This is a genomic window from Lysinibacillus capsici (genome assembly GCF_020217405.1).
Lineage (GTDB): Bacteria > Bacillota > Bacilli > Bacillales_A > Planococcaceae > Lysinibacillus > Lysinibacillus capsici.
In genome coordinates this window covers 1,351,697-1,368,378 of record NZ_CP084108.1, presented here as the reverse complement: position 1 = coordinate 1,368,378, position 16,682 = coordinate 1,351,697, and the positions used below count along the sequence as shown (strand labels likewise).

Annotated in this window: 23 protein-coding genes; 12 read left to right on the top strand and 11 right to left on the bottom strand. The window is 38.6% G+C overall.

All coding sequences use genetic code 11. The features are described from left to right. Positions 1-98: 98 nt before the first annotated feature. Positions 99-611 (bottom strand): hypothetical protein, encoded by a 513-nt coding sequence (locus LCP48_RS06445; protein ID WP_004232169.1) that lies wholly within the window; start codon positions 609-611, stop codon positions 99-101. Between the two features lie 53 nt (positions 612-664). Further along, positions 665-1,222 carry an NUDIX domain-containing protein gene (locus LCP48_RS06440; protein WP_004232168.1) on the bottom strand — a complete coding sequence of 186 codons (558 nt, stop codon included), beginning with the start codon at positions 1,220-1,222 and terminating at the stop codon, positions 665-667. Between the two features lie 76 nt (positions 1,223-1,298). On the opposite strand from LCP48_RS06440, the gene LCP48_RS06435 reads away from it, so the two are divergent. Then, positions 1,299-2,198, top strand: a complete 900-nt coding sequence (locus LCP48_RS06435; protein WP_004232167.1) for an aldo/keto reductase — start codon at positions 1,299-1,301, stop codon at positions 2,196-2,198. After that, positions 2,195-2,674, top strand: coding sequence for a VanZ family protein (locus LCP48_RS06430; RefSeq protein ID WP_004232165.1), 480 nt, complete (start codon positions 2,195-2,197; stop codon positions 2,672-2,674). The genes LCP48_RS06435 and LCP48_RS06430 overlap by 4 nt, the downstream gene beginning before the upstream one ends. A 16-nt stretch (positions 2,675-2,690) precedes the next feature. Here LCP48_RS06430 and LCP48_RS06425 read toward each other — a convergent pair whose 3' ends face one another. The 3 genes from LCP48_RS06425 to LCP48_RS06415 form a co-directional block, all read right to left on the bottom strand. Then, on the bottom strand, positions 2,691-3,197 hold the full coding sequence (locus LCP48_RS06425; protein WP_004232164.1) for a GNAT family N-acetyltransferase: 507 nt from the start codon (positions 3,195-3,197) through the stop codon (positions 2,691-2,693). A gap of 178 nt (positions 3,198-3,375) precedes the next feature. Continuing rightward, on the bottom strand, positions 3,376-3,645 hold the full coding sequence (locus LCP48_RS06420; RefSeq protein ID WP_004232162.1) for a YqkE family protein: 270 nt from the start codon (positions 3,643-3,645) through the stop codon (positions 3,376-3,378). Positions 3,646-3,668: 23 nt separating this feature from the next. After that, positions 3,669-4,853 carry an acetyl-CoA C-acetyltransferase gene (locus tag LCP48_RS06415; RefSeq protein ID WP_009370705.1) on the bottom strand — a complete coding sequence of 395 codons (1,185 nt, stop codon included), beginning with the start codon at positions 4,851-4,853 and terminating at the stop codon, positions 3,669-3,671. A 207-nt stretch (positions 4,854-5,060) separates the two neighbouring features. On the opposite strand from LCP48_RS06415, the gene LCP48_RS06410 reads away from it, so the two are divergent. Further along, positions 5,061-6,032 carry an alpha/beta hydrolase gene (locus LCP48_RS06410; protein WP_004232159.1) on the top strand — a complete coding sequence of 324 codons (972 nt, stop codon included), beginning with the start codon at positions 5,061-5,063 and terminating at the stop codon, positions 6,030-6,032. 48 nt (positions 6,033-6,080) lie between these two features. On the opposite strand, the gene LCP48_RS06405 is transcribed toward LCP48_RS06410, so the two are convergent. The 3 genes from LCP48_RS06405 to sirA form a co-directional block, all read right to left on the bottom strand. Then, positions 6,081-6,584, bottom strand: coding sequence for an S-ribosylhomocysteine lyase (locus LCP48_RS06405; protein WP_051145727.1), 504 nt, complete (start codon positions 6,582-6,584; stop codon positions 6,081-6,083). A gap of 110 nt (positions 6,585-6,694) precedes the next feature. Then, positions 6,695-6,913, bottom strand: coding sequence for a YneF family protein (locus tag LCP48_RS06400; protein ID WP_004232154.1), 219 nt, complete (start codon positions 6,911-6,913; stop codon positions 6,695-6,697). A gap of 99 nt (positions 6,914-7,012) precedes the next feature. Further along, on the bottom strand, positions 7,013-7,438 hold the full coding sequence (gene sirA, locus LCP48_RS06395) for a sporulation inhibitor of replication protein SirA (RefSeq protein ID WP_004232148.1): 426 nt from the start codon (positions 7,436-7,438) through the stop codon (positions 7,013-7,015). A 339-nt stretch (positions 7,439-7,777) separates the two neighbouring features. On the opposite strand from sirA, the gene LCP48_RS06390 reads away from it, so the two are divergent. The 5 genes from LCP48_RS06390 (at position 7,778) to LCP48_RS06370 (ending at position 11,228) form a co-directional block, all read left to right on the top strand. Next, on the top strand, positions 7,778-8,134 hold the full coding sequence (locus LCP48_RS06390; protein WP_004232145.1) for a lmo0954 family membrane protein: 357 nt from the start codon (positions 7,778-7,780) through the stop codon (positions 8,132-8,134). A gap of 15 nt (positions 8,135-8,149) precedes the next feature. After that, positions 8,150-8,788 carry a PspA/IM30 family protein gene (locus LCP48_RS06385; RefSeq protein WP_009370701.1) on the top strand — a complete coding sequence of 213 codons (639 nt, stop codon included), beginning with the start codon at positions 8,150-8,152 and terminating at the stop codon, positions 8,786-8,788. Positions 8,789-8,900: 112 nt separating this feature from the next. Next, a complete protein-coding gene (gene liaF / locus LCP48_RS06380) occupies positions 8,901-9,584 on the top strand; it encodes a cell wall-active antibiotics response protein LiaF (RefSeq protein WP_225340802.1) in 684 nt (227 codons plus the stop codon). After that, entirely contained in the window at positions 9,581-10,621 is a 1,041-nt protein-coding gene (locus tag LCP48_RS06375) for a sensor histidine kinase (protein ID WP_004232138.1), read from the top strand. The genes liaF and LCP48_RS06375 overlap by 4 nt, the downstream gene beginning before the upstream one ends. Continuing rightward, positions 10,596-11,228, top strand: coding sequence for a response regulator transcription factor (locus LCP48_RS06370; protein WP_009370700.1), 633 nt, complete (start codon positions 10,596-10,598; stop codon positions 11,226-11,228). The genes LCP48_RS06375 and LCP48_RS06370 overlap by 26 nt, the downstream gene beginning before the upstream one ends. Positions 11,229-11,273: 45 nt before the next feature. Here LCP48_RS06370 and LCP48_RS06365 read toward each other — a convergent pair whose 3' ends face one another. From LCP48_RS06365 to LCP48_RS06355, 3 genes are all read right to left on the bottom strand, one after another. After that, positions 11,274-11,921: an HAD family hydrolase gene (locus tag LCP48_RS06365; protein WP_225340801.1), complete on the bottom strand. Its 648-nt coding sequence runs from the start codon at positions 11,919-11,921 to the stop codon at positions 11,274-11,276. A 109-nt stretch (positions 11,922-12,030) separates the two neighbouring features. Further along, on the bottom strand, positions 12,031-14,025 hold the full coding sequence (gene tkt, locus LCP48_RS06360; protein WP_004232134.1) for a transketolase: 1,995 nt from the start codon (positions 14,023-14,025) through the stop codon (positions 12,031-12,033). Between the two features lie 127 nt (positions 14,026-14,152). Continuing rightward, positions 14,153-14,386 carry a DUF896 domain-containing protein gene (locus tag LCP48_RS06355; protein WP_004232132.1) on the bottom strand — a complete coding sequence of 78 codons (234 nt, stop codon included), beginning with the start codon at positions 14,384-14,386 and terminating at the stop codon, positions 14,153-14,155. A gap of 187 nt (positions 14,387-14,573) precedes the next feature. Between LCP48_RS06355 and LCP48_RS06350 the strand changes: the two genes are divergently transcribed. The 4 genes from LCP48_RS06350 to def all read left to right on the top strand — a co-directional run bounded on the left by LCP48_RS06350 (position 14,574) and on the right by def (position 16,678). Then, entirely contained in the window at positions 14,574-15,107 is a 534-nt protein-coding gene (locus tag LCP48_RS06350; protein WP_004232130.1) for a GNAT family N-acetyltransferase, read from the top strand. A 1-nt stretch (position 15,108) separates the two neighbouring features. After that, a complete protein-coding gene (locus LCP48_RS06345; RefSeq protein ID WP_225340800.1) occupies positions 15,109-15,447 on the top strand; it encodes a DJ-1/PfpI family protein in 339 nt (112 codons plus the stop codon). Positions 15,448-15,918: 471 nt separating this feature from the next. Beyond that, entirely contained in the window at positions 15,919-16,110 is a 192-nt protein-coding gene (locus tag LCP48_RS06340; protein WP_066036592.1) for a helix-turn-helix transcriptional regulator, read from the top strand. Continuing rightward, positions 16,103-16,678, top strand: a complete 576-nt coding sequence (def, locus tag LCP48_RS06335) for a peptide deformylase (RefSeq protein ID WP_004232124.1) — start codon at positions 16,103-16,105, stop codon at positions 16,676-16,678. Before LCP48_RS06340 ends, def begins: the two co-directional genes overlap by 8 nt. Positions 16,679-16,682 lie beyond the last annotated feature (4 nt).

Here is a 16,682-nt window from a genome sequence, read left to right as displayed (position 1 = left end):
ATTATACCAAAGGAGTAAATCCTATTACAAGATAGTGAATAGATTTCTAACATGCTTCTACTTTTTTATCTGATCACAATTTTGGTCTATTCAATCCATCATTTTAACACATAAGAAATAACAATAAACTCAGCAACTATTATGATGAAAAATGCGATAAAATTCAACAAAATTGTCCGACCAGATACTTGTTTCCCGATTTTTCGCTTTGACCAAGCGGGTACAAGTAAATTGCATAGGACTAGCAACAATATACAATAGATGAGCTGAAATGGAAACCACCAAATCGTATAAAGCCAAAAAGCTTCAAGTTTTTGTAATAAAAAAACCGAACTAAAGCCAAAAAAAGTGGCACGCATGGCTACAGTCACACGCACTAACACCTTTAAGACGCTATGTGTTGCTAGTAATAATATAAGACCTATGGAAATAGCAACAGGCAGTACTAAACGAAAAATGGATTGCCTGTCCCCATCTGCTAAACGAGGCTCTATAAATAATATAAAGGGTTCCGCTTTCGGTCCACCAATAATATGAAAGAAAATAACGCCACAAACAAAACTTACTGCAATGATGGAAGCGTGATAAAAAATAGACACCGTACGAGACATAAACATGCTCCTTTTCTATCAAGGTTTGTACAGCTTATGCTCGTCCGTCTCTATTATGCTAAAAGATTATTTTCTAAATTTGCAGCTAGCCATAGTACTGCGAATGCTGTTTTAGCATCATATATACGCTGGTCAGCCACCATTACTTGTGCTTCTTCCAACGAAACTTCTAATAGTTCGACAAATTCATCCTCATCTAAATCTGCTTTATTATCTATTGTATATAATCCCTTCGCCACAAACAAATGAATAACTTCATCCGCAAAGCCTGGTGATGTTGCAAATGTTTGTAAAAAAGTAAGTTGATGCGCGCCATAACCTGTCTCTTCCTCTAATTCTCGACGTGCTGTCATCACTGGCTCCTCACCTGGCTCAAGCTTTCCAGCCGGAATTTCAATAATAGAACGCTCCAGCGCTTTGCGATATTGCTCTACTAACACTAGTTTACCCTCGTCCGTAACAGCAATCACTGCTACGGCACCTGGATGCTTAATGATTTCACGTTTTGCAACCTGTCCATTTGGTAAAGTGACATCATCAATTTGTAGTTTTATTATTCTACCGTCATAGATCGGTGTCGTTTTCGTTGTTTTTTCCTCAAACTTTTTCATTGACGATAACCTCGCTTGTTCTTCAGATATGTTCATTGTACCATTACAAGTAGAGAAATCGAAGGAGGTCGTTCATATGAAAAAAAGACAGCTTGGTACAAGTGAATTGTTTATTTCAGAGATTAGTTTAGGAGGCATGTCTCTTTCGACAGATAAAACACAAGCAGCTGCCATTGTCGATATGGCATTAGATGCTGGCATTAACTATATTGATACAGCTGATTTATATGATTATGGTGCAAATGAAGAGATTATCGGCGCAACGTTAGGTAAACGTCGTCACGATGTCATCCTAGCAACAAAGGTAGGTAATCGGTGGGCAGAAGGGGTAGATGGCTGGCATTGGGATGCATCACCATCCTATATAAAAGAAGCTGTCCATGCTAGCTTACGACGTTTAGGAACAGACTACATTGATGTATATCAATTACACGGTGGCACAATCGAAGATGATTGGGACGGGATAATTGACACATTTGAAGGACTGAAAAAAGAAGGGCTCATTCGTGAATATGGTATATCCTCCATTCGTCCTAATGTATTGCAGCGATTTTTACCTGCAAGCTCGGCTAGAAGCGTCATGATGCAATACAGTGCCCTCGATCGCCGCCCTGAAGAATGGTTTAACTTTATTGCGAAACAGGGTGCTTCTGTTGTCACACGTGGCACAGTGGCAAAGGGCTTATTAACAAATAGCTGGCAACAACGTCTACAACATGTTAATGGTTTTAACACCTATACCGCTGAGGAGTTAACATCAACGTTAACAGACTTAGCTTTACACTATGATGATTTGCATGCTTTGGCTATCGCTTTTAATCTGAAAGAGCCAACAATCGCTTCTACGGTCATTGGTGCAAGCTCACAACAACAACTAGCACAAACGCTTGCTTCCTACGAGAAAATTAATTCAATAACAGATTTCAAGATAGCTAATGAGCTAACAAAAAATGAGTACTATCAAGAACATCGATGAAAAAATGGCTACTTTTACTCATTTGTCTAGTTGTACTAGTAATCTCCTCTAGTTTGACCTATGAGCAACAGAGTATACTACCAGAATTAGAAGATTTGCTCGCCAATAAACCTTTTGAAAAACAACTATCTATTTTAAAAATTCCCTATTGGGGAACCATCGTTTCAGTGGAAGAGCGAGGTTATTTTCCATTTGTAGAATTTTTAATTCGTAAATTGACACACTTCATGGGATTTGGATGCATCGCACTTGGCCTTTACATCGCCTGGGGAAAAAGACGTTTTGCAGCAAGTATTGCTATCGGTGGAACAGCTATAATTGCGGTGCTTGATGAATTTCGTCAAGGCTTTACGCCAGGTCGTACTATGAGTGCTCAAGATGTGCTTGTCGATACAGCTGGAGCCATTGTTTTTGTTAGTCTCGTTGTTGCAGCAAGAAAAATACTCAAAAACAAAAGACAAAAGGCTCAATTATAGCCTTTTGTCTTTTATTTTAAAGGTGGAACCGCCAAAAATAGAGAGACTTCGTTTCTTTAAACAAGACAGCCCCTGCTTTTTCCAAAACTCGATGGGAAGCCATATTTTCTTTTTCCGTGTCCGCGATAACGTATTTTGCATTTGGCTGATGGAGTAACCAGTCTTTAAGAGCTATGATTGATTCTGTCATATAGCCCTGCCCCCAATAAGGAGGCAAAGTATAATACCCGATCACAACTTCCTCTTGCTCATTTGGCGTACCTTTTAGCATGATGCCACCAACAGCACAATTTTTTTCTTTTAATACAAGTAACCAATTCGTGTGCCACAGATAATTTTGCTCATCTTCTAATACTTTGGAAAGTCTAAAATACAACGCTTGTTTAAGCTCGCAATCTAAACCCCCTACACCTTTACTCAATGACAACTCCGCCGCCATTTGCTCCTCATGCTCTATTAGTAACTTTAGATACTTGGCGTTTAAAGGAATTAATCTTATTCTTTCTGTCTGTAATTCTACCATGTTGTTCTCCTAACATAATTTAATTGATACTAAACTACAATTAGGTATATGTTATTGGCAGCGTCTCCCGTTCCCTTAATTTCAAAAATCACTCCCTATATATCGACCACAACCATATAGATTTTATGCTGTAAAATATAAAACAGTGAACCCACCTATGTGAATTCACTGTTCTCTCTTAATATTTAGTACCTTTATCGCCGTATTCGTTCAAAAGTTCTTCAAACGATTTGTTTTTTTCTCGTTGTTTACGTTCAAAAGCTAATTTTGCCTGACGCTCTTCTTCTGCCGCCTGCTCTTTAGCAGTTAAATCTTGCTTCGCTGCTTTTAATTTTGCTAGCACATCCCCACCTAGCTGATCTGCTAATGTAACGGCCTCTTGCTTAGGTAGGCTAGCTGTTACGCTATTGTCAGTATGTTGTTGCTGCTGTTTTCGTTTCTTTCCCATTTCTATTCACCTTCTTATTGACATCAAGGGCGCTTCACAACTGTTGCTACGCCTTGTCCACCACCGATACATAATGTGGCTAAGCCCGTTTTCACATCACGCTTTTCCATCTCATGTAATAGCGTTACCAAAATCCGAGCACCACTAGCACCGATTGGGTGACCAAGAGCAATGGCACCCCCGTTAACATTTAGTTTATCATGATTAAAGCTTAATTCACGATCTACAGCAATTGATTGTGCTGCAAATGCTTCATTTGCTTCAATTAAATCGATATCGTTTAAAGTAATCTCAGCCTTTGTCAGCGCTTTTTGTACTGCTTTTACAGGACCTGTACCCATAATTGCAGGATCTACACCAGCACTAGCATTCGCTGTAATGATCGCCATTGGTTGAATGCCTAGCTCTTGTGCTTTTTCCTTTGACATCACCACTACCGCTGCCGCACCATCATTAATTCCAGACGCGTTCGCTGCTGTGACAGAGCCATCCTTTTTAAATGCTGGTCGTAGCTTACCTAATGATTCAGCTGTCACACCTGCTCGTGGAAATTCATCTTTATTAAAAAGCAGTGGCTCTCCCTTGCGCTGTGGAATCTCAACAGCAACGATTTCATTTTCAAACTTGCCCGCTGCAATCGCTGCCTCTGCACGTTGCTGAGAACGAGCTGCAAAAGCATCCTGCTCTTCTCGAGAGATTTGATACATATCACATAAATTTTCAGCTGTAATGCCCATATGATAATCGTTGAAAGCACACCATAGGCCATCCTGAATCATTGTATCTACTACCTTTTGGTCGCCCATTCGGAAGCCTTCTCGTGCATTTTTTAAGACGTATGGAGCCTGGCTCATATTTTCAAATCCACCTGCAACAACAATCTCTGCATCTCCCGCTATAATCGCCTGTGTTGCTAAATGAACAGCCTTTAAACCTGATCCACATACTTTATTAATTGTTAAAGCTGATACCTCTTGAGGTAACCCCGCTTTAATTGCCGCTTGACGAGCTGGATTTTGTCCAAGTCCAGCCGATAAAACATTCCCCATAATGACCTCATCGACCTGTTCTCCTGCTACGCCAGCACGCGCTAATGCTTCTTTAATGACAATGCTACCTAACGTTGTCGCTGGTACGTCTTTTAATGTCCCCTGAAATGAGCCGATTGCTGTACGCACCGCACTCACGATTACTACCTCGTTTGTCATAATCATTCTCCCCTTTTCCCCGTTCAAGAATCAACACTGCATGCATATGCTACTAGCAGATATGTATATTTTAACAAATATTATGACGATTTTCGATAATAGAAATAATCGCAGTTTTGCCAAAGATATTGTAAAATGTTGACGTGTTTTAAACAATCTTAGTTGGGAACATTACAAATAAGAAACAGCATGTGGAGGTGTTTTATGATGAAAAAGAAGATGCTTTTATTCTCTGGTATTACAACAACGCTAGCCGCCGCTGCAACAGGTCTGTTCGGCTTCGCGCTTTCCAATAAATTAATGTATATCCAACAAAAAGACCCTGAATTTATACGGGAACGAGAAACGACCGCAAAGCGCTTTGATGAGGCTTGGTACAATAAAAACTTGAAATGTGAACTGAATATTGATTCTCCAAATGGCTATACAATTCGAGGCATTATGTTTCAGCCATTGCAAACAAATAACACGATCATCATTTGCCACGGTGTTACCGAAAATAAAATAAATTCCGTGAAATATGCTCGCCTTTTTGAAAGACTTGGCTATAATTCTGTTATATTTGACCACCGCCGTCATGGGGAATCTGGAGGTAAGACAACAAGCTATGGCTACTATGAGAAAAACGATCTTGATGCTGTAGTGAAAACAGTAAAAGCCATGATTGGGGAGGATGCTATTCTTGGTATTCATGGGGAATCGATGGGTGCTGCAACCATGCTCCTCTATGCAGGAACAGTCGAGGATGGCGCTGATTTTTATATCTCAGATTGTGCGTTCTCCGACTTTTCTATGTTACTCAAACAAATTGCAAAAACTGAATTTAAATATGGCTCCATTATTCCTATTCGTTTTGCTGACTTTTTTGTTCGTCTTAGAGATGGTTACTCATTTAAAAGTGTAACACCTGCAGAAGCTGTCACACATATTGAAAAACCTGTGCTCTTTATCCATAGTATTCCCGATACGTTTATTCCAGCTTCCATGTCACTTGATCTCTACAATAAAAAATCTGGTCCAAAAAAATTAAAACTTTTTGATACGGGAGCACATGCACAGTCCTTTAATGAAAATATGGATGAATATGAGGATTTAATTCATGATTTTTTAGACAATTTTATTTATCAAAAAATCAATCGAGATTCTTCTTCTTCCAATGTCATTCCATTCCATTTTTAGGGCATTGAAAAACCTTGCGTCATTTTACTCGCAAGGTTTTTATTTTATTTAATCTTCAAAAATAATATGCCATTCATCACGTTTCGCCAAAAACTCTTTTGCTAATGCTTGAGCCCCTTCTAAACTATGGCTAGCAGCCCAGCCACATTGCACTTCATTGCAGGCAGGCACTGCGGTTGCCTTTGTCACATCTGTAAATGTGTTCTCTAAAATAGCTAATAAATCCTCATAATCATTATGATTGATCAAGGACACATAGAAGCCTGTTTGACAACCCATTGGACTGAAATCAACAATATTATCAGAGTAATTACGGATAATGTCAGCAGATAAATGCTCCAAAGAATGTAATGCAGGCATTTCCATATGCTCCTTATTTGGCTGTTTAAAGCGAATATCGTATTTATATACTTCATCGCCATTTTTGCCAGTTTTCACACCTGCTAAACGAACATAAGGTGCCTTCACTTTTGTATGATCTAGATCAAAACTTTCTACATTTGTTTTTTCTTTTTGCAAAATACACAACTCCCTTCCATATAGTAACTCCATTATACATAGTTTCCCGATAGAGTTGTATGATTTTTAAGAATTATTCAAATACTATTAAAAATAAAAAAACAACTAGTTAAGCTTGAACTAGTTGCTCTGATCATTCCAAATTACTTCTGGAATTTATTCATTTGCGCCATCATTTGACGTACTTGCTTTTCAGACGGCGTACGACCCATTTGCGCCATCATCATACGAATCATTTGCTCATTAATAGGTGGGTTTTCTTTCAAATATTTCATCATAGCTTGACGAGCGAAATAGAAACCAAGTGCTGCGCCCGCTGCTAATGCGATAATTACGATAATAATCCAGCCCCATGTAGGCATACAACCAACCTCCTCCACTACAATATACCGAGAAAAAACTCTCCACGCTCCATTATACACCAAATAATAGCGTGTTACTATATATTGTAGTGAATTTTCCTAGTGCATTGTATACTTCATCGGCTTTAACCACCCACACTCATTATCCTGTTTATTAAAAGCAATAAAACGTTCACTCATTTTAGCAAGCATTTGAAATAAATCTAAATCTAGCATTCGCGAACCTTCACAATAAACACAAATTTTACGATCTACTAAATAAATAGCCATTTTACCTTTTATCGGATGTTCTAAAAACAAAGCATTACGAGCTCTTTCTAGGTGTGCATATTTGGAATCAAGTTGATGCTCTAACATGGCTGCAATCTCCTCAAAACGAACGGATTCACATATATATGCAAGCTCTTTTAAGGATTTCTCATTGGCATCTTCACAACCTTGCATCATCTCTAACAACTTACGCTCTCTGCCAAAAATAAACGTTAAATGCTCTTCTTTTATCTTATATATAGAATAGGTTCTCACCAGAAATCCTCCTTCGCTTAGTTTCTTTTTCATAAGTATAGCTCATTCAATCTTGTTTATTTGTCAAACGAAGGAGGGATCTCTCTTCTATTTTTGTCGAAAAAATTCTAGTTTCGGGTCTATAAATGACTTTATGACAAATGGTATTTTCAACCAAAAATAATTAATATTTTTCCAAAAACAAGAAAAAAAGCTTGTTAAACACGGCCAAAAACCTTTTATTGCGGTTGCTTAGATGACTCTCAGCCTCAAGACCTAGTTCAAAATCAATTTCGAGTCCGTTTTAGACAATCTTGTAAATAGGTAACATAAAGGTACAAACGAAAGGAGCTAAAACAAATGAAAAAATTTCTTTTATTAACTGGAGGCGTCATTGCAGCATGTGTTGCACTAGCGTTAATTGGACCACTGGCAGGGCTATTATTCTCTGGATTATTTGTAGCACTGGGCATGCACTTCTACATTGCTAGTAAGTCATCTTTCGGTAAAATTTTCTGGTTTACAGTTGGTCTAATCGGTGTCCTATCAGCAGTGTCTAACATTCCAGCAATGGTTGGTCTTGCTGCGATCGCCATTATCTATGTTATCTATAAAAAATGGAATGGCGAAGATGTAAAAATTCCAACAATTGAAGGAACAAAAGAAGAAGATCCGTTTACAAACTTCGAAAAAGAATGGTCAAATTTAACAAAATAAAAGGAGCGATTTTAAATGAACTTATTTCAACGTTTTAGATATACAGTAGAGGCAGACTTACATCAATTATTTGATAAGAAGGAACAAAAAAATCCGATTGCGATGTTAAATCAATACATTCGTGAAGCAGAAAAACAAACAGAACAAACAGGCAAATTATTAGAGCGACAAGGGCAATTAAAAGAAAAGCTAGAGCAAGAATATAAAGAAAACGCTGATTTACTAGCGAAACGTGAATCTCAATTAGCATTAGCAAAATCTAGCGGAGAGCAGGATTTAATTGATTTCGCTACGGATGAAGTAACAGCTTATTCAGCTCGTAACCTTACATTACAAGCGAGCATTGAAGCAAGTACTCGTGAATACTTCGAGCTCGAGCGTAAATTTGAAACAATGAAGCATAAAATTAAAGATATGAAAGTACGTCAATTACAGCTGATGGGGAAAGAAAATGTAACTCGTGCCCATCATCAAATGGATGGAATGATTGCCAAAAATAATAAAACAAACTTTGAAGATTTAGAAGCATATATCGATAAATTAGCTTATCAAATCGATAAAGACCATGAGCTTACAACTTTTGAGGCAAGACTGGCAGAATTAGAAAAAAAAGCAGTAGAAGAAAGCTCACCACTGCTAATTGAAAATAAATAACATGGTATAATGAAAGCAATGCGCCAACATTAAAAGGCGCATTCTTTCACGTTTAAGAATAGAGGGTCCCATTCCCTCTCTTATACTATTAGTAGAAGGAAGGGTGACCCTCATGCAAAATTTCACAACAAATAAGCTCACATTTTGGGTACTTTGCTTCTTTTTACTCGTCTTTGTGGAGCTAACTATATTTAATAATGGTGGTGCCTTCTGTTTATTGATTGGGGCTGTACTTCTTTATTTAAGTTTTTCCAAAAAAGTTCGATTTTTTAAATGGACAGGAATTTTCTTTATTGCCATTGCTTTGTTCACGATGTGGAGCTTACGTTTATTTATCGTCATCATGCTCTTATATATGCTCTATCAATACTTGCAAAGAGAAAACGAGCCAAAAGTAGTTGGTGCAGAGCTTTTTGAAAAGCTTCCTGCAATTAAAAATGACTTAATTGGCACAATGCCAGCGCCTACAGAAGCTTATAAATGGCAAGATGTACAAATTCAGCGCCTCGCTGGAGATATTACCATTGATACAACGCAAACGATTTTACCAGCTGGCACTAGTCTTATTACAATTCGACAAGGTATCGGTAAAGTTCAAATCTATGTTCCTTATGAAATTCCATTCCGTTTACAGTATACGACGTTATTTGGTGAGCTCTCCTGCTTACACGTAGGGCCGCAACGTATAGTAAATGAAAGTATTACTTTCTCAGACGGCAACCCTGAAGATGCTAAACGTGTACTAATTATTCATGTCGCAACCTGGCTTGGAGATTTGGAGGTGCTACGAAAATGATAGCCTTTATCTCAAGATTATTTACATTATTTTTTATTTTAATGAGTGCTGTTTTCGGTCTTCTTGTTGCACTATGGGGCAATCCTGATGAAAAAACATGGCAGCCCTTATGGCAGCAGAATTACGATAATATCCCTCTAGGTGGCATCATCATAGTTAGCCTGTTTATACTTAGCTTCCTGTTTGCCAGCTGGATCAGTATGACTGCAAGGGCACGAGAAGCGCAGGCAACACGAATAGTGAAACAATTGATCGAGCCTGATTTTGTTTTTCCTAAAAAACAAGCTCTTCCGAAATCGTTAAAAAAGGCAATTGTCCAAACGAGTGAATTAATCGATACGCAACGTAAAAGTCTACAGCGCTTGTCCAATGAACGGGCTGAGGCCAATGATAAAATTATTCAGGAGCGTATTATTGCTGAACGCCAACGACTAGCTAGAGAACTCCATGATTCTGTGTCACAGCAACTATTTGCTGCCTCTATGTTACTCTCCGCGTTAACTGAAAATGACGAACATGCTACTAGCTTAAAACAGGTGGAGAAAATTGTTCAGCAGGCACAGCTAGAAATGCGTGCATTACTGCTACACTTACGACCTGTAGCTTTACACAATAAAACATTGGCACAAGGCTTAGAGGAATTGATTATTGAACTTCAGCAAAAAGTTTATTTCCATATAGAATATGAATTAGAAGAAATGGCCTTAACTAAAGCAGAGGAAGATCATTTATTTCGTATTGCACAGGAGGCTCTCTCCAATACGCTGCGTCATGCCAAAGCAAGTGAGGTGGAATTACTTCTTGTGGCACGAGACGACTTAGCTATTTTACGAATTCAGGATAATGGTTTAGGCTTTAATGTGGAGGAAGATAAATCCACATCATACGGTTTACAAAATATAGCTGAACGAGCAGTTGAAATTGGCTGCACCTATAAAATTGTATCAGTGCCTGGTGAAGGAACAATTGTAGAGGTTAAAATTCCTTTACATAAGGAGGAGGTCAATGTCGATGATTCAAGTGCTCATAGTGGATGATCATGAAATGGTACGGATTGGTGTATCAGCCTATCTTTCAGCACAGCCAGATATTACGGTTGTAGGTGAGGCTGAGAACGGTAAAGAGGCTGTGGAACGTGCCCTAGCGCTAAGGCCAGATATTATTTTAATGGATAATGTGATGCCTGTTATGACAGGGGCAGAGGCAACAGTGGAAATATTAGCAGCATGGCCTGAGGCAAAAATCATGATGGTGACTAGCTTTTTAGATGATGACAAAGTATATCCTGCCTTAGAGGCTGGCGCGGTAAGCTATATTTTAAAAACATCTAATGCCAAACAAATTGCAGATGCTATTCGAAAAACGATGGGTGGCGAAACGGTATTAGAGCCAGAGGTCACTTCCAAAATGATGCACCGCATGCGCCACGGCAATAGTACGCCACTATACGAACAATTGACTGAACGTGAAATGGAAGTATTATTGCTAATGGCCCAGGGTAAAGCCAATCAGGAAATCGCTGATGAGCTATATATTGCCTTGAAAACGGTAAAAACACATGTTAGTAATATTCTAGCAAAGCTAGAAGTTCAAGATCGTACACAAGCCGTCGTCTACGCATTCCAAAATGGACTTGCTAAATAACCCTACATAAAAAAACTGCATGCTGACATGCAGTTTTTCGTGTTTTTAGAGGTATTTTAGGAGATCATTTACATGGTCCACAATATATGTAGGCTCTTCATTTTTTAACTCTTCTAGTGATCCAAAACCATATGTCACACCGATGGCATCGATTTGATTTTCCCGAGCGCCCATTAAATCATATTTTCGATCCCCAACCATAATAAATCGCTCTTTTGGATAGGAGTCAAACTGTTGAAGCACCTCTTCAATAATCTCACTTTTGTCAGACCGGGAACCATCTAAGTGGCTGCCTACGACAAGATCGAAATAGGACTCTAGCTGAAAATACTTTACGATTTGTTCTGCAAAGACAGTTGGTTTTGATGTGGCAATAGTCAGAATATATCCTCGTTGCTTTAAATGAGCTAACAAAGCTGGAATATCTTCATAGAGTTTATTTTCAAACATTCCCCTTTCCGTAAATCGTTCTCGGTAATCTCTAATTGCTTGCGTTATTTGTGTATCATTGAAGCCATAGATTTCTTGAAAAGATACCTGTAATGGTGGTCCGATGAATGGTTCCAGTTCATTCAAATCATTCACCATGACGCCCGCTTTCTGTAAAGCATACTGCACTGATTTAGTGATTCCTATTTTAGGATCAGATAATGTTCCATCTAAGTCAAATAACACAACTTTATAGTTCTTCATTCGCTCACCCTTTTTATGGAGTTTTTACATACTGTGTTTGCCGCTAAAAAAAGTACCACAACACTCAGTTGATGTTTTTTTCACTGAGTGTTGTGGTATTTGTTATAAATTATAGTGCTTTCACTTTTGCTACTACGTTTTCAACAGTGAAGCCGTATTTTTCCATTACTAATTCACCCGGAGCAGATGCACCGAACTTATCAATTGCTAGAACATCGCCTTCAAAGCCAGTATATTTATGCCAGCCGAATGATGCCCCCATTTCAATTGCAAGACGTTTTGTAACAGCTTTTGGTAGAACAGATTCTTTGTAAGCGGCGTCTTGTTTTTCGAAGCGATCCATAGATGGCATAGAAACCACTGCTACATCTACACCGTCTGCTTTTAATGCTTTTTGTGCTTCGACAGCAAGGGAAACCTCAGAGCCTGTTGCAATTAAAATAGCATCTGCCACTTCTTTTGTAGCTGGAGACACTGTGTAAGCACCCTTTGCTACGCCCTCACGTACGGTTTCAATAGAAGCGTCAAGAACAGGTAAGTTTTGACGAGATAATACAAGAACAGTTGGTGTTTTTTCTGCTGCTACTGCAAGCTCCCACGCAACTGCTGATTCATTTGCATCCGCAGGGCGAATAACAGAGAGGTTTGGCATTGCACGTAATGATGCAAGGTGTTCGATTGGTTCATGTGTTGGGCCATCTTCCCCTACTGCAATCGAATCATGTGTGAATACATATGTTACAGGAAGACCCATTAATGCAGATAGACGAATTGCTGGACGAACGTAATCAGAGAATACGAAGAATGTACCACCGAATACATTTAAACCACCGTGAAGAGCCATTCCGTTCATAGCAGCACCCATTGCAAATTCACGAACACCGAACCAGATGTTACGTCCAGCATAGTTGTCTGCTGAGAAATCTCCTGCACCCTTCATCGTTGTTTTATTGGAGCCAGCAAGGTCAGCTGAACCACCAAAGAATGAAGGTGTTTTCTTCGCAATAGCATTAATTGCATCGCCTGAAGAAGAACGAGTTGCTACAGATTTACCTGCTTCATATACTGGTAACTCAGAAGCAAAGTCTTCTGGTAATTCACCATTCATCGCTTTCTCGAATTGAGCTGCTAACGCTGGGAATTCTTCTTTGTATGCAGCAAATTTTGCATTCCAAGCTTCCTCTGGCTGTGCGCCTTGCACTTCAGCAGCCGCATTAAATGTATCGTAAACTTCTGCAGGAATTTGGAACGGTTCATGTGCCCACTCATAAGCAGCCTTCGTTAAGACAACTTCATCTGTACCAAGAGGTGCACCGTGAGAATCTGCTTTACCAGATTTATTTGGAGAACCAAAACCAATCACTGTTTTCACTTCAATTAATGTTGGCTTGCCAGTAGATTTTTTGGCTTCTTCAATGGCTGCATTAATAGCATCTACATCTGTACCATCTGCCACTTTTAAATAATTCCAACCATAAGATGCAAAGCGTTTTTGAACGTTTTCTGAAAATGACTTTTCTAAGTCACCATCTAAAGAAATATCATTAGAATCGTAAAGCACGATTAATTTTTCAAGTTTTAAGTGACCAGCTAATGAAATCGCCTCTGCTGCTACACCTTCCATTAAGTCCCCATCGCCACATAACGCAAATGTGTAGTGGTCAACAATGTCATGACCTGGTTTATTGTAAGTAGCCGCTAAATGGCGCTCAGCCATTGCCATACCAACAGTCATAGCGATTCCTTGTCCAAGAGGACCAGTTGTTGCCTCTACCCCTACTGTATGACCATATTCAGGATGTCCTGGTGTTAATGAATCCCATTGGCGGAAGTTTTGAATTTCTTCCATTGGTAAACCATAGCCTCCAAGGTGAAGTAAGCTGTATAAAAGCATTGAACCATGGCCTGCTGACAGTACAAAACGATCACGGTTAAACCATTTTGGATTTGCTGGATTATGGCGTAATTGTTTTGTCCAAAGCGTATAAGCCATTGGCGCTGCTCCCATTGGTAAACCTGGGTGACCAGAATTTGCTTTTTCAATAGCATCGATTGACAAAGTTCGGATAGCATTAATTGCTAAAAGATCCGCGTGTTGAGTCATTATATTGTGACATCCTTTCTCGTCCTATATATTGTTCTTTTACAGTTTAGTCAACATTGCTTTAGAAAACAATGCTTTTTGTTATACTATTTGCGTTTTCATACATACTTTATTGAATTGTGTCACATTAATTTAGAAATTTATTTTTTTGTGCTTGTTTTACCTTCTCAGGCGTTACATCATTTCCTTCGGCATCGACCACTTTAACGTTTTCAATCGTATCTCGCATCGTTGCTCTAAACGTATCTAAATACTCCTTGCGAAGCGCTGTGCGCTCCTTTGCTTCTTCCTCTGTTAATTGTCCGCTTTTCGCTTTAGCAGATAATTCATTAATTCGGTTAATTTTTTCCTTTGATAACATGGTTACACACCTTTCAGTACCTAGCTTAATGACCTCAGTATGCAAAGTATAGCATGGTTTCCCTTAAAATGCAGTTATACCAACCCTTAAAAACACTTCTTAGCCATTATTTACATGACTTCCAGAAGTTAGAGGTGTATAACTAATAATAATAGGAAAAATTTGATAGATAATAGGAGGAGCTACCATGAACATCACAACACCTAGACTACTTATTCGAACATTTGAAGCCCAAGATTGGCAGGCTGTTTATAGCTATATGTCCGACAAAACGGTCATGCACTATATGCCAGAAGGTGTGTTGAATGAAGATCAGGTTCAACATTTCATAACAGAGAATAGCAACGAGCAAGCAAAACATTTCGCCATTGTTTTATGTGAACAACAGCGAGTCATTGGTCATCTTGTTTTCCACAAATACTTTGGCGACCATACGTATGAAATTGGATGGGTTATGAATCCTGCCTATCACAATCATGGTTATGCTTCTGAAGCTGCTCAGGCCCTATTAGATCACGGTTTTAATAAAATGAAACTTCATCGAATTATTGCCACATGCCAGCCAGAGAATATTGCTTCTTACCGAGTCATGGAGAAAATCGGGATGCGCCAAGAAGGATTTTTTAAAAAATGCATACCTCATGGAGAGACTTGGTGGGATGAATACTATTACGCTATTTTAGAGGAAGAATGGAACGATCTAAAGCTAAGAGGTGTGTGAAATGAAGAAAACTGCGGTGTTATTATACCCACAATTTAGTGAATATGAATTGAGTGTTGCTTTGTCCATATTAATGCAAGGCGGTAAACCCATCATCACACTAGGATCGAATACCAAACCTATCAGAGGAGAATCTGGTTTAAATTGTATAGCTGATTTATCCGTGAATGAAATAGAGCTTGACGATATTGATAGTCTACTATTACCAGGCTGTATGAATATTTCTACATTACAACTTGAAGAGAGCTTACTAGATTTCATTCGTTATCTATCTGCAAAAGGAGGAATGATTGCCAGTATTTCTAGCTCCCCTTACCTCTTGGCAAAAGCAGGTGTCTAAAAAAACAAGAAATATACAGTAGGACTACCTTTTGATGGTATGAAGCAGTTAGGGTGCTTTGAGCTTCATAACTATTCAGATGAACTAGTGGTACAAGATGGAAATATCATTACAGCAAGAGGAAGAGGTTTTATTCCTTTCGGTATTTGTTTCGGGCATGCGTTAAAGCTAAATTTTGATGAAAATTGGTATTAAGTGATGATTTAAAACCCAAATGTCCAATTAATCGGGCATTTCATGTTGTTGAAAAATGATGTCATTAGTAGAATGAGACCTTTTAACAAGGCTGTGGGGTGATTTCCGTTCCGCCAGCGTGCCACAGGAAAGCAAGTAGCCTGCAACGGAAATCCATTCTACCCTTCAATTGACTGTTTTGTTTTTCACACTGAAAAATGTCCAATCAGTTGGACATTTTTCGATTCTTATCTTATGATATATGTCTAATACTTTAGACAAAATGGAGGGATAATTCTGAAGAACATTATCAAAATTTTAAGAAAAAAATTAGGCATAACACAAGCTGCTCTTGCAAAAGAATGTGGAGTTGTGAGACAGACCATTAATAGTATTGAAAATGATAAATATGATCCGACCCTAGAATTAGCTTTTAAGATTGCTAAGGTTCTCAATAGCCGTATTGATGAGGTATTTATCTATGACTAAATTTCACCCAAATTATATGATTACAATGAAGGACTTCGTGAAAGAACACTCGACAATTTTAAGAAAACAAACTCAAGAAGTGCCGATACCCGTGACCACTGTGGACCGTAATACCCTCCTAGCCATGCTACAATATCTGAAAAATAGCCAAAATCCAACGCTAGCAAAAAAATATAAACTTCGCCCTGGAAGTGGACTCTCTGCTAATCAAATTGGCGTAAATAAACGCATGTTTGCTGTACTCTTTGATGACCAAGAAATGATGCTGATTAACCCTAAAATAATCAGTCATTCCCTTAATATGATTTATCTACCGGAGGGAGAAGGCTGTCTATCTGTAAATCGACCTGTCCCTGGTTTTGTACCGAGATATGAGAGAATTAAAGTCAAAGCTTACGACATCGATGGACATGAAAGCATTGTACAGTTACAGGGCTATGGGGCCATCGTTGTACAGCATGAAATCGATCATTTAAATGGCATCATGTTTTATGACCGAATAAATAAAGAGCACCCTTTCCAACTGCCTAATCATGTTATTATCGAAAGCTTTTCTTCCATTCAGTAGTTTT

Bases quoted from the DNA above. Each gene is read 5' to 3' on its own strand.
- LCP48_RS06430 (WP_004232165.1), top strand. From the start codon at position 2,195: ATGAAAAAATGGCTACTTTTACTCATTTGTCTAGTTGTACTAGTAATC.
- LCP48_RS06435 (WP_004232167.1), top strand. From the start codon at position 1,299: ATGAAAAAAAGACAGCTTGGTACAAGTGAATTGTTTATTTCAGAGATT.
- liaF (WP_225340802.1), top strand. From the start codon at position 8,901: ATGCAAAATTTCACAACAAATAAGCTCACATTTTGGGTACTTTGCTTC.
- LCP48_RS06400 (WP_004232154.1), bottom strand. From the start codon at position 6,913: ATGCCTACATGGGGCTGGATTATTATCGTAATTATCGCATTAGCAGCG.
- LCP48_RS06405 (WP_051145727.1), bottom strand. From the start codon at position 6,584: ATGGAGTTACTATATGGAAGGGAGTTGTGTATTTTGCAAAAAGAAAAA.
- LCP48_RS06415 (WP_009370705.1), bottom strand. From the start codon at position 4,853: ATGACAAACGAGGTAGTAATCGTGAGTGCGGTGCGTACAGCAATCGGC.
- LCP48_RS06410 (WP_004232159.1), top strand. From the start codon at position 5,061: ATGAAAAAGAAGATGCTTTTATTCTCTGGTATTACAACAACGCTAGCC.
- LCP48_RS06385 (WP_009370701.1), top strand. From the start codon at position 8,150: ATGAACTTATTTCAACGTTTTAGATATACAGTAGAGGCAGACTTACAT.
- LCP48_RS06345 (WP_225340800.1), top strand. From the start codon at position 15,109: ATGAAGAAAACTGCGGTGTTATTATACCCACAATTTAGTGAATATGAA.
- def (WP_004232124.1), top strand. From the start codon at position 16,103: ATGACTAAATTTCACCCAAATTATATGATTACAATGAAGGACTTCGTG.
- LCP48_RS06370 (WP_009370700.1), top strand. From the start codon at position 10,596: ATGATTCAAGTGCTCATAGTGGATGATCATGAAATGGTACGGATTGGT.
- LCP48_RS06375 (WP_004232138.1), top strand. From the start codon at position 9,581: ATGATAGCCTTTATCTCAAGATTATTTACATTATTTTTTATTTTAATG.
- LCP48_RS06425 (WP_004232164.1), bottom strand. From the start codon at position 3,197: ATGGTAGAATTACAGACAGAAAGAATAAGATTAATTCCTTTAAACGCC.
- LCP48_RS06350 (WP_004232130.1), top strand. From the start codon at position 14,574: ATGAACATCACAACACCTAGACTACTTATTCGAACATTTGAAGCCCAA.
- LCP48_RS06445 (WP_004232169.1), bottom strand. From the start codon at position 611: ATGTCTCGTACGGTGTCTATTTTTTATCACGCTTCCATCATTGCAGTA.
- LCP48_RS06390 (WP_004232145.1), top strand. From the start codon at position 7,778: ATGAAAAAATTTCTTTTATTAACTGGAGGCGTCATTGCAGCATGTGTT.
- LCP48_RS06365 (WP_225340801.1), bottom strand. From the start codon at position 11,921: ATGAAGAACTATAAAGTTGTGTTATTTGACTTAGATGGAACATTATCT.
- LCP48_RS06420 (WP_004232162.1), bottom strand. From the start codon at position 3,645: ATGGGAAAGAAACGAAAACAGCAGCAACAACATACTGACAATAGCGTA.
- LCP48_RS06355 (WP_004232132.1), bottom strand. From the start codon at position 14,386: ATGTTATCAAAGGAAAAAATTAACCGAATTAATGAATTATCTGCTAAA.
- LCP48_RS06440 (WP_004232168.1), bottom strand. From the start codon at position 1,222: ATGAAAAAGTTTGAGGAAAAAACAACGAAAACGACACCGATCTATGAC.
- tkt (WP_004232134.1), bottom strand. From the start codon at position 14,025: ATGACTCAACACGCGGATCTTTTAGCAATTAATGCTATCCGAACTTTG.